Below are 11,739 nucleotides of genomic sequence, written 5' to 3' on the forward strand. Positions count from 1 at the left end.
GTACTGCCTGCAGCAAATCCAGAACCAAAGGTTAGCCACGTTGACAACCATGAACTAGCTATGACGTTTATTGAAAAGCTTCTTGAAAATCATGATAAACTTAACCAACTCTACGAAGAAACTTTTTATCTTCCCCCGTTGCATTATGCCACTATTCAAGGCAAGCAAGATCTGGTAATACAACTTCTTGAACAAGGCGCCAATGCAAACCTACCTGATTCTTACGGCCGAACTCCTTTAATGTGGGCCGCCATGTACGCTGAGCATCATATCATCAATCTTCTTATTTTAGATTACCAAGCAGATATGTCGGCAGTTGATAAAATGGGTCTTAGTGCCTTACATTATGCAGCACATACCTTGTCCTTGATAAAGATTCATCAACGATGTGAAACTATTGGTTTATTGATATCATATGGAATTTTAGAAAAAATTTCGCAATCAACACCCCTCTTGCCCTTTTTAGAAAAAAATAGAGTTCCTCAAGAAATAATAGAGTTCATAAACAACCCTACGCTCCTCATACCCAAAAAGCCCCGCAAATCGAGCAGCTTTAAGAATCTCAAAAACCTCCTACCAAAGCCACCATTTGGTGGACATAAACGCTCTAAGAGTGGTGCTTTTATCGATGTCGAACCAAAATAGCTAAAACTCCCTCTTTGAATTTTTTAACGATTTGTAGTACTTTTTATACAAAGTAGGCCCATTAATACGCTTGAACAAGGAATGCTATGATTGCTCGTGTCCGTGGAACCGAAGATCTTTTAGATCTAACGCTGTACAACTTTATTGTCGGCAAAACACAGGAACATTTTGGTCGTCACAATTTTAACCAAATTAGCACGCCCATTCTTGAAAATACGCAGCTCTTTGTGCATTCGTTGGGAACAGGAACCGACGTCGTTTCAAAAGAAATGTATATTATTGACGGCGATCAAGACAACAGCATTTGCTTGCGACCAGAGGTAACGGCAGCCACTATTCGCGCCTGTTTTGAAAACCGCATTGACCGCTTTCCCTGGAAAGTGTTTAACATTGGGCCCATGTTCCGACGCGAGCGCCCACAAAAAGGTCGCCTGCGTCAATTCCATCAAATTAGCATTGAAGTTATTGGCACCAGCGCAATTGGCCAAGATGCGCAGTTTATAAAAATGCTCGATACCCTCTTTAGTAATGTTTTCAAATTAGAAAACTATGCGCTCAAGATTAACTTTCTTGGTTGCGCAAGTGACCGTGCAACGCACAAAGAAAAACTAATCGTTTTTTTGAACAGCCTGATCGACCAGATTTGCCCAACCTGTATTGAGCGCAAAGATAAAAATACGCTGAGAGTTTTTGATTGCAAAAACGAAACATGCAAAAACTTGTACACAAAAGCGCCACGCTTAACCGATTGCTTATGCAGCACCTGCGATCAAGAATGGCAAACGCTACAAACATTGCTCCAATTTACCAGCGTTAATTATATTATCGACACCAATTTGGTACGCGGTTTAGATTATTATAACCGCACCGTCTTTGAATTCTTTTCTAAAGACCTGGGCGCGCAAGATACCTTTTGCGGTGGGGGGCGCTACAGCCTGGGCCGAGAAGTTGGCGCAAAAGAAGATTATGAATCAATTGGCGCTGCAATGGGCATTGAGCGCCTGCTCTTGCTTCTTGAGCCATTACAACACCAACTCGCACTTACTCAACCACCGGTTCTGCATGTTATTTTGCCGTTGGCAAATGAGCAAGATGCACTCGCACTGTTGCTCGCAAATACGCTCCAACAAAATAAATTGGCTACTGACATTATTTTTGAAAAAGCCTCAATGACCAACATGCTCAAAAAAGCAAATCGTACGGGCGCTAAATATGTATTGGTATTGGGAGAACAAGAACAACAAGATGGCACTGTCACCATAAAAAACATGATGACAGGCCAAACTGAAACCGTTAAACAAGCCGAAGCTGTCAATTTTTTAAAATAAAAAAATTTATTTCTTACTTTGTTTGAGATAACTTTGAATGTAAAGAATCTTTTTGAGCTGGTTGTCAAAACCAAAGCAATAACGCGAGAAACTCACATTAAGATCACGCGTAATGTCTTTGACGTATTTTTTAACAAATTTTATCTTTTTTTCAATCAGCTCTAAAACGTTATCTGAATCTGATTTTTCAACGATGACTTTTGAGTTGGCATCATCAGACAAGAAATACAAAAGTTGAGAAGCTTCGTGCTCAATCTCTTGAATCAACATATCAAGGCTTGCGGTATACTGCGCAATACTTTGCTCAGAACGTTCATACTCTTCTTGATCAACTTTAACCGTGCCAGCTTTAATGAGTTCGTTAACTTTAGTTTTGATCAATTCACTTTTTTCTAAAGCTAGATTCTTTTTTTCAATCACTTCTTCATGCAAACCATGCAGCGCCGTAAGCGCTTCAATAATTTTTACACGAAGTGGCTCTGCAAGAGCACTTTCCATAGTCAAAAGCTTCTTGCCTTCTTGTTCTAAACGAGCCAAAAAAGCTTCGCGTTCTGCTTTTTTTTCTTCATCTGTTTTGGGGTTCTTATCATGGTCAGCATTCTGGTCCAGAAGATTAGTACCCTGCTCAAGATTCTTTTTTTCAGTATCAATCATGATATCGTCCAATTGTCCAAAAAATTAACAAAAAATATCTCCCAATTTGCAACACAAACTAGTCTAACTTTTCAATCAAAAAATAGCAAAGGCCATAACACATTAAATTAAGGCATTTTTAGCCAAAAAATCGATTCCTTGATTTTATCAAAAGATTTCAGTCATACTAACTGTAAATTCAAAAAACAGGAGCAAATATGGTTAGTTTACTTGACTAGATCAACAAAATTACTCAGAAAAAACCTTTACTTGAAACGTTTAACTAAAAAAAAAGATTTACTCCAAACTGTCACAAAAACAATTACATCAAAAGAGCCAAACAGCCTGTTAAACTAAGGTTTTTTAGACAATAACGCAACACTTACCCACAAAGGTGTTAGTAAGTACCCTCCACGCATGCTCATATGTTCGTACTGAACCCATTAAGAACACATTGTTCCAATTTAGGACAAGGCCAAAAAGAGCGTCTCAATGATCATTTAGCGCAAGTTAACATAATATACAAAGTTGCGACGCAAATTTTTGCGATCTTTAATTGTGCGAAAAGAGTCAAAAAAGCAACTTTCTAAAAGAAAAAAATGTTTTTCTTGGCAAGAAGAATTTATCTTCTTGCCAACCTTGACGCACAGCCGCACCTTGCTACACTTTTACTAGGGTCGTTCAGCATTTTCTTGCATTGCATAGCAATAAAAATTTGTTAGGGATAAAAACCATGAATCTACGCTTTTTACTATTTTCATTAGTTTTATTAGCACAAGTACCACTTTTTGCGGCGTTAACTACTGAATCTGAATCTCAACAATCAGTTGATGCGTGGCTAGAAAAAGCAAAAGCAAAGATTTCTAAACAAGTTTTGCCCAACGGCCTTACGGCAATCCACTACCCACTGCCCAACAGCAACAAGGTTTATGTCAGCGTTACCTACAATGCCGGCGCAAAAAATGAGTTACCAACCGAGCATGGCTTGGCACACATGGTTGAGCATATGATTTTTAAAGGCACTGAAAAAATGTCTGAACGAGACTTAGATGCCATTGCCGAAAAATTTTGCATCGGTGGTGTTGGGACTGGCTTTAACGCTGGAACTTATTATGATATCACTAACTATTACTTTAAGACGGACAAAAACAACTGGCCCGTTTTTGTTGACTTGCTTGCTGATTGCATGGCAAACGCTTGTTTTAAAGAACACCATTTTGCTTCAGAAGTAAAAGCTGTTGCCCAAGAAATAAAAATGCGTAATGCTCGCCCTTCTACGTATGTTTTTGATATTTTGGGGCAAGAGCTTTTGCCGCCAAATCATCCGTACAACCACTCACTTGGCGGTGATTTAAAAACATTACTTAATGCAAACGCACAGGACCTAACAAAGTTTTATCAACGCCACTACGCGCCAGCCAATGCCCTGGTTACTATTGTAGGCGATTGCAAGGCAGATGAAGCTTTTGCACACATTCAAGCCGCTTTTGGTGCAATTGAAAACCCACATTTCAAACAAGAGGCTCCTGCCATCAACCCTGTCCAAACCGACTTTGTTCAAAAAAGCACAACTATCTATAAACCAATTCCCAACCCATTAGTCCGCTACTGTTGGATTATCCCGGGTGATTTATATAAAAACGAAATAGCAGCTCATGCACTCAGCTACGCCCTTTCACTGCGTTTTGAAAAAAAAATAAAAGATCAAAAAGATCTTGTTTATTCAATTGACACAAGCCCAATAACATTTAATGAAGTTGGCTATTTTATGATCAGCTTCGAGCCCAAAGAAAATGCCAATGGCCTGCAAACTAAACGTTGCAAAGAGGCAATTGAACACGAGCTACACAAAATTATGACCAAAGGGATTACCCAAGAAGAACTTGCGTGCTTTAAAAAAATTTCGATAACATCGGCACTTAAAGCTTTTGATAGTGCTCAAAGTGTAGCAAACCTGTTTGAACACAATTTTTTTAAGTGCCGTAATGAGTTTGAAGTTTTTAATGACATTGCCGCTATCGAAAATTTGACACAAGACGCCATCAAAGAGTTTTGTACAAACCATTTGCAAACGTATCGTATGCATACCTTTAGCGTTATGCCACTTCTTGAGGAACAAAAAGAAACCTGGCAAGCTTTGCAAACTGCTTTGGATACGTATGAACAAGCTTCACTGGCGCACAAAATACGCGACAGCGAAGTTGAACAACCCCGCCTTTCAGACCAATTGCCAGAACCCAAACTGTTAACGTTAACGTACGAACATCCCGACAAAAAAATTACCCTTTCAAACGGCCTGGACGTTTATATAAAATATCGCGATACCAGCCCATTTGTTTATGCAAGCCTAAGTTTTAAAAATAGTGAGGAGCTTGCAATTGCACTGCAATACAACAATCAGATGAACGCTGCGCAATTTGCAGTAAATCTACTCAGTGAAGGAAGCCAAGGGTACTCAAAACAAGACCACCAAGCGTTCTTTGATTTGCTAGGAGCATCATGGAATATGAGTTATGGTCGCGGTTCTTTTTCATGCCTACCGGAAGATTTAATAGCGGTAGCCAACCGTTTTGTGCATATTTTAACTCAGCCAACCTATCCAGAAAATATCTTTACTCAAGAGCAAGCAAGCGCCATTGACCGGATTAAACAAGCACAAGAAAGCAGCTTTTATCTAGCACAAAGCACCTTGCAACAGCACTTGTTCCAAGAGTATCCATGGATAAAAACTGATGAGCAAACCATGCAAGAACTGGCAGGTATTCAGCGTGATGATCTATTTGCTTTGCATAAACGCTTTGTAAACCCAACGCTTATGTTTTTAACCGTTGTTGGTAATTTTGACAACGCAACAATTATTGAACAACTGGAACAAGCCTTTAGTTCTTGGCAACCAATTCAAACGATTGATGTAACAGCAGAAACCCCAAGCGTGCCAGATATCAACAACCCACCAGCAACGTCGCTTCATAAATTTTTACCAAAAGAACAAGTTGCCCTGGTTGCCGGACGCATTACCACTACATTTGATACCGACGACCGTTTTTGCCTAAAATTACTCGAACTTTATTTAAATAAATGTCTTTATGAAATTCGCGAAAGAACAGGGATTTTTTATTCTTGCAGTGGATCGTTAAGTTCAACTTCATACCTAACCAAAGGTAACAGCTGCATTGGTACCCTTGTTTCAATCGATAATGTTGAATTAGCACAAGAAGCAATCAAAAATGTTTTACAAACAATTTCTACCAACGGCATCGACGAAAAAAATCTTGCAGTTGCAAAACAAAATTATCAAGTTACTCTAGCTAAAGGCTTCTCTACTAACGTTTCGTTAGCCGAAAGCTATGCGTCGCTGATACAAATAAACATGCCGTGGACACATTATGACGATTGCATTGAACGCGTACACCGTCTTTCATGTGATGACGTTAATCGCGTTGCAAAGGAATACTTAGATCCGGCAACTTGGAGTTTTATTACCGTAGGAAGGATTTACAACAATGCTCGTGCCTAAAAACTTTCCCGTAACGTGCCACACCAACAACGTAGGCCCTGGCTCAACCTTTGTTGCCATTAACGGCAAAACTACCAACGGTAATACTTTTATTGAGCAAGCGCTTGAGCAAGGTGCCACCGCCCTAGTGGTTGAACATCCATTTAAAGCCTGCGAATTTTTAACTAAGCATCACAATACAACTATTACCATTTCTATGGTTCCCAACGCGCGCAAAGCGCTGGCAACGATGAGCAGTAATGCGCTTGGCAACCCTGCTTCTCAGCTAAAAATTATTGGCGTTACTGGCACCAAAGGTAAAACAACAACAACGTATCTGATTGAACACATGCTGCGCACCAGCGGCTACAAAACCGCCATGCTTTCCGGCGTTGTTAACAAAATTTTAGATCGCGAAGAGCCAAGCACACTGACCACACCAGAAAGCGATTACCTGCATATGTTTTTTGCCGAATGCGTAAAACAAGGTGTTGACTATGTGGTTATGGAAGTTTCTTCTCACGCGCTCAGCCTGTTCCGCACACACGGCATTACGTTTGAAGCAGCAGCATTTACCAACTTAGCAATTGAGCACATGGATTTTCACCAAACGCTTGAAGATTATTTTGCAGCAAAAATGATGCTCTTTGAGCAGATAAAACCAAACGGCACTATTGTTATTAACGCCGATAATGAGTGGGGCATAAAAGCCCTTGAACAACTCGCTGGTAAAAATCCTGTTACAAGCTCACTACAAAACGTCACTATTGCGAACAACAACCTTGATGGGCTTGCAGTTACGCTTGATGGAATCACGCTGGCAACAACCATGCTTTTTGGCACGTTTAACGCACAAAATATTTGCCAAGCGTACACGCTGTGCAAACAGTTGGGCGTCAACACGCAAACCATGCAACGAGCACTAGCAAGCTTTCCTGGCGTACCAGGCAGACTGCAAGGACATAAACTTGCCAACGGCGCTTACGCGTTTGTTGATTATGCACATAACGGTTCGTCATTTGAAGCAGTGCTGAGCACGCTACGCCCACTCACCAAGCATTTGATTGTGGTGTTTGGCTGTGGCGGCAACCGCGACAAAACGCGCCGCACACTGCTGGGCCAACGCGCAGCTGAGTATGCCGACAGCATAATTTTGACTGACGATAACCCTCGCTTTGAAAAAAGCGAAGCAATTATTAACGATATTGTACAAGCAATTCCTGTTGAAAAACGTGATCGCGTTGTGTGTGAGCCAAACAGACACTTAGCACTGGCCCGTGCAGCCGCTCAAGCAACACCAGAAAGCATTATTGCTATTTTGGGCAAGGGGCATGAAACTTCATATATCGTTGAAGGAACAAATTATTCCTTCAACGATTTTAAAGAAATCCAGCAATTCTAAAAATGCTAACTTGTTGAATCGTAAAAAAGCTGGCCAGCCAAGTTAACGGTAGCACCGCTCAAAACGTAGGCATCCAAATCGAAACTTGAACCAAGAGATGAATTACCAAGCGTAAGACCATTGGTCAGTGCTTGACTAGCTGATTCTGTGGTATAAGCAACATCAAAAACTAATATTTCATTTGGTGAAGATGCTACTCCTGCCAAAAGTTTTTTACCGTCAGCAGAAAAACGAAGATCTGTTACGTTCACAAGACCAACATTGTACGTGTAAACCGACGTCAGTGATGTACCATTAAATTCAAAAATTCTGATATTGTTGACACCTCCACCTTGAGCCCCTCCAACAGCAACATAACGACCATCTGGAGACCAATCTACCGCGTAGTAAAGGGTGGTATTAAACGAATTAGATGCACTAGCAATCAAATTTTGTGTAAAACCGTTAAAAGAATACACCATTAATGCAGGATCTGAACCAGCCGAGCTATTATAGGTTGTTATAGCAAAAAATAACCCATCAGAACGCCAAGCAACCTGACTAGATATTGCAAATGCAGCAGAAAAAGTTACGGAATGACTACTTTGCTGCGTAAGAGATGTCCCATCAAACAAGTAAGTCTTGCTTGTTGTTGTTGGCGAAAAGCTACCGTAATAAAGAGCTAAATATCTACCATTTGGACTCCACATAAGGGCTCTTCCTGCACTAAAGTTCCCTGCTCCTGGGGCCACTGTTGCAATTGCTGTAAGACTATAACCACTAAACGAATAAACCGTCAAAGAACCAGTATTCATACCAGCAAGATAGTTACCACAAGGACTCCACGCTACTATGAATTGTCCACCAACCGAAGCAATTGGAGTCAAGCTTGCACCATCAAACCTGAAAACAGTTATGCCCGTGGCCCCAATAACACCAACAGCAATAAACCGACCAGTTGGATCCCAGTCAACTGAGTAAACACCGGTACCACCCAGAACATAAGAAGCAACTAATTCTAATCCAGTAGCAGTAACTTTCAAAACACGAAAATTTGCATTAAGATAAGAAATAGTTGCAACATAACGAGCATTTGGGCTAAAAACACATTCAGCAAAACTTGATCCACTCGTAAGCAAAGAACTTGTCTCTGTTAAACTCAAAAATTTCGTTGTAGGTTTTGTCTCGATATCAATTTTATTGTCTAACCACAAGCGACCCTTGGTCAACCGCATGCCGGTAAATGTTGTTTGCAATGTGGTTCCGGAACCTTTGAGATAGATCCCCGAAGATTTGTCGTTCAGTTGCAATAAATCTTTATCGGTGGTGCTTGGATAGTAGTACAACGTAGTGCCAGGGTCGAAAGTCAACAGTGATTTTGGCGCAACATAACTTTGCATAACTGATTGATAAATAAATTGTGAAGTTCCGGTAAAGCGCACGTCATTAAAACAGAACATGCGCCCCGTTCTAAAAGCAAAATCATCTGCCAACGCCAGCTCAACATTATCAAGTGTCACATGCCCCTTTTGGTCAAAACAACGAATGATGGGAATATTGGAGCTGTTGCGCGTTGTTTGAATAGTCATATTTTTGAGCGTCAACGAAACATCTGAAGCAAGCAACAATTGTGCGTGCGCACCCAGCGTTAACGTATGGCCATGACCATCAATAATTGTGTTGTCAATAAATTCTACAATCGTATCAGTTGGCAGACTCAATGAACCCCCAAGATGTATTGTGTTGCCACGCCCGTAAATTTTACCACTGCTTGACCAGGTCAATTTTGAATCAAGATACAAATCTCCACGCAGATCTAACGAGCCTGTGGTACGCAAATCTATTGAACCAGAAACGGTATAAAACGTGTCTAGCGCTGCCGACTGGCCGGCTAAAATAGTAAAACCGTTATTTAACCGCACATAACCTTTTGCCGTGTTAAAGTTACGAAATACATAATGCTTGTCTTGATACACAATGCTTGCAGTACCATTCAAACTTGTTGCTTGCGCGAGCTCTGGACACAACGCAAGTAACACTAATAATTTTACAACTTGCTTCATTACTACTCCCTTCTTTTACTTCTCACTCTTTTTTATAAATTTTTTTTATTTCCTAGCTTGTTGAATCGTAAAACAACTGGCCCGCCAAGTTAACGGTGGCACCGCTCAAAACGTAGGCATCCAAATCGAATGAAGAGCCGGAAGCTGAGTTACCCAACGTAAGCCCGTTAGTAAGAGCTTGTGTTGTCGTGTCAAAGCGATAAGACACTGAATAAACTTCAATTTGTGCATGGCCACCGGCAGGACCTTGACCACAAAGCGCTAGATATTTGCCATCTTTTGACCAACTTGTGTCTGCATGTCCATTGGAATTACTACCATAATTGGAACTCGTTACCAGCGTTAAAGAAGAACCATTAAACTGAAAAATTTGAAACTCATTACTATTAGTCGGTGCTCTACCGCTCAGAGAGATGTATCTGCCGGTTGAATCCCACTGCACACTGTTAGGTCCAATTTGTAATCCATAATCTTTACTATCAACAAGCGTGCACGTTGTTCCATTAAAACTATAAACTTGCAGTTCATTGCCATTAGTTGGAGAATTGCCCCCGACTGCCAAAAAATTACCATCCGGACTAAATTTCACTGCTAGAACAGAACTTGACCCATACGTAACACTGGTAACTAATGTTAATGATGATCCATTGAATGAATAAACTTTAAATGTGCCATCACCTACACCAACAGCAACAAGGGCACTATTAATTGGATGCCATGAGAAACTAAACGGTGGACTCGATGGTCCAGCTATATTAAGACCGGTAACAAACGTAAGACTTGCAGCGAGAGGAGTCCCACTAAAACGATACACTTGCAATCCATCACCAGTCGGCACCGGTGTTGGATTATAGGTACCAACAATAATATATTGCTGATCAAAAGACCATGCTAACCCAAACGCATTACCAATATCAACCACCGAGCTTAATGAAACAGCAGCAAGTAACGTCAAACTTGTCCCATTAAAACTATAAACCTTAACGTTATTAGGATAACCACCAACTACCGCAAGATACTGACCGTCGATGCTCCATCGCGTGCAAAAAGCTTTGTTTTCAGTACCTCCAAAATTAGCGGTTGCTACCGAAGTAAGAGCTGCCCCGTCAAAGCGATAAACCTGTACCGAAGTAGCTCCGCCCCCTTCTCCAACTACCGCCACAAAGCGACCATTCGGAGAAAAATCGATTGAATAGGCACCAGTTGCCCCGTAACTTGCTGTGTCCACTTGGGTAATACTCGTTAATGTTGTTGCCGCGCGGGTACTCACCGTAACTTTATTGTCAAACCACAACCGACCTTTGCTCAAACGCATACCGGTATGCGTTGTTTGGAGCGTTGTTGCAGCACCTTTAAAATAAACTCCTGCTGACTTGTCTTGCAGCTGTAATAAACTTTTTGCTGTTGTGCTTGGATAATAATACAATGTAGTACCAGGATCGAAGGTCAAAAGTGACTGTGAAGCAACATAGCTTTGCATCACCGATTGATATATAAAACACGAAGTGCCAGTCACAATAACATCGTTATTAAAGAACATGCGACCATTACGAAATGGAAAGTCATCTGCCAATGCCAACTCAACATCGTCCAACGTCACATGACCTTTTTGATCAAAACAGCGAATGATAGGAATGTTTGAACTATTGCGCGTTGTTTGAATGGTCATATTTTTGAGCGTCAACGAAACGTCTGAAGCAAGCAACAACTGCGCATGCGCCCCAAGCGTTAACGTGTGCCCATCACCATCAACAATGGTATCATCAATAAATTGTAAAACCGTGTCCGTTGGCAAACTCAATGAACCCCCAAGATGTATTGTATTGCCACGTCCATAAATTTTGCCGCTGCTTGACCACGTCACATGTGCATCTAAAAATAGATCGCTGCGCAAATCAAGCGAACCGGTGGTGCGCAAATCAATAGCACCAGAAACTGTTACAAAGGTATCTAAACCTGCCGACTGGCCAGCCAAAATGGTAAAGCCGTTGTTTAAACGTACATAGCCAGTTGCCGTATTAAAATTACGAAAAACATAATGCTTGTCTTGATACACAATGCTTGCGGTACCATTCAAACTTGTTGCACGCGCCAGCACTGGGCAGAACGCAAGCACCAATAATAATTTTAGAACGCGCTTCATTACTACTCCCTTTTTCTGCTTTCTACTTCTCTTTTTTTATTCTCTAAATT

At 41.0% G+C, this 11,739-nt stretch carries 7 protein-coding genes; 4 read left to right on the top strand and 3 right to left on the bottom strand.

Features of this window, described 5'->3' with window-relative positions:
* The first annotated feature begins 60 nt into the window (after positions 1 to 60).
* Complete coding sequence (locus K2W90_04930) at positions 61 to 645, top strand: ankyrin repeat domain-containing protein (protein MBY0353680.1); 585 nt, start codon at positions 61 to 63, stop codon at positions 643 to 645.
* Between the two features lie 86 nt (positions 646 to 731).
* The gene (gene hisS, locus K2W90_04935) at positions 732 to 1,973 is read left to right on the top strand and encodes a histidine--tRNA ligase (protein ID MBY0353681.1); all 1,242 of its coding nucleotides are present in this window, start codon (positions 732 to 734) and stop codon (positions 1,971 to 1,973) included.
* 6 nt (positions 1,974 to 1,979) lie between these two features.
* Here hisS and K2W90_04940 read toward each other — a convergent pair whose 3' ends face one another.
* Positions 1,980 to 2,627: a hypothetical protein gene (locus K2W90_04940; GenBank protein MBY0353682.1), complete on the bottom strand. Its 648-nt coding sequence runs from the start codon at positions 2,625 to 2,627 to the stop codon at positions 1,980 to 1,982.
* 712 nt (positions 2,628 to 3,339) lie between these two features.
* Between K2W90_04940 and K2W90_04945 the strand changes: the two genes are divergently transcribed.
* Together K2W90_04945 and K2W90_04950 are read left to right on the top strand one after the other, a co-directional pair.
* Positions 3,340 to 6,123 carry an insulinase family protein gene (locus K2W90_04945; GenBank protein MBY0353683.1) on the top strand — a complete coding sequence of 928 codons (2,784 nt, stop codon included), beginning with the start codon at positions 3,340 to 3,342 and terminating at the stop codon, positions 6,121 to 6,123.
* The gene (locus K2W90_04950) at positions 6,110 to 7,504 is read left to right on the top strand and encodes a UDP-N-acetylmuramoyl-L-alanyl-D-glutamate--2,6-diaminopimelate ligase (protein ID MBY0353684.1); all 1,395 of its coding nucleotides are present in this window, start codon (positions 6,110 to 6,112) and stop codon (positions 7,502 to 7,504) included. The genes K2W90_04945 and K2W90_04950 overlap by 14 nt, the downstream gene beginning before the upstream one ends.
* A gap of 5 nt (positions 7,505 to 7,509) precedes the next feature.
* Here K2W90_04950 and K2W90_04955 read toward each other — a convergent pair whose 3' ends face one another.
* Complete coding sequence (locus K2W90_04955) at positions 7,510 to 9,546, bottom strand: hypothetical protein (GenBank protein ID MBY0353685.1); 2,037 nt, start codon at positions 9,544 to 9,546, stop codon at positions 7,510 to 7,512.
* A 52-nt stretch (positions 9,547 to 9,598) separates the two neighbouring features.
* Positions 9,599 to 11,689: a WD40 repeat domain-containing protein gene (locus K2W90_04960; GenBank protein ID MBY0353686.1), complete on the bottom strand. Its 2,091-nt coding sequence runs from the start codon at positions 11,687 to 11,689 to the stop codon at positions 9,599 to 9,601.
* Positions 11,690 to 11,739 lie beyond the last annotated feature (50 nt).

This window comes from Candidatus Babeliales bacterium (assembly GCA_019749895.1).
GTDB lineage: Bacteria > Babelota > Babeliae > Babelales > RVW-14 > AaIE-18.

Excerpts from the sequence above, each read along its gene's own strand:
- K2W90_04950 (MBY0353684.1), top strand. The coding sequence starts at position 6,110 with ATGCTCGTGCCTAAAAACTTTCCCGTAACGTGCCACACCAACAACGTA.
- K2W90_04955 (MBY0353685.1), bottom strand. The coding sequence starts at position 9,546 with ATGAAGCAAGTTGTAAAATTATTAGTGTTACTTGCGTTGTGTCCAGAG.
- K2W90_04940 (MBY0353682.1), bottom strand. The coding sequence starts at position 2,627 with ATGATTGATACTGAAAAAAAGAATCTTGAGCAGGGTACTAATCTTCTG.
- K2W90_04945 (MBY0353683.1), top strand. The coding sequence starts at position 3,340 with ATGAATCTACGCTTTTTACTATTTTCATTAGTTTTATTAGCACAAGTA.
- K2W90_04960 (MBY0353686.1), bottom strand. The coding sequence starts at position 11,689 with ATGAAGCGCGTTCTAAAATTATTATTGGTGCTTGCGTTCTGCCCAGTG.
- hisS (MBY0353681.1), top strand. The coding sequence starts at position 732 with ATGATTGCTCGTGTCCGTGGAACCGAAGATCTTTTAGATCTAACGCTG.
- K2W90_04930 (MBY0353680.1), top strand. The coding sequence starts at position 61 with ATGACGTTTATTGAAAAGCTTCTTGAAAATCATGATAAACTTAACCAA.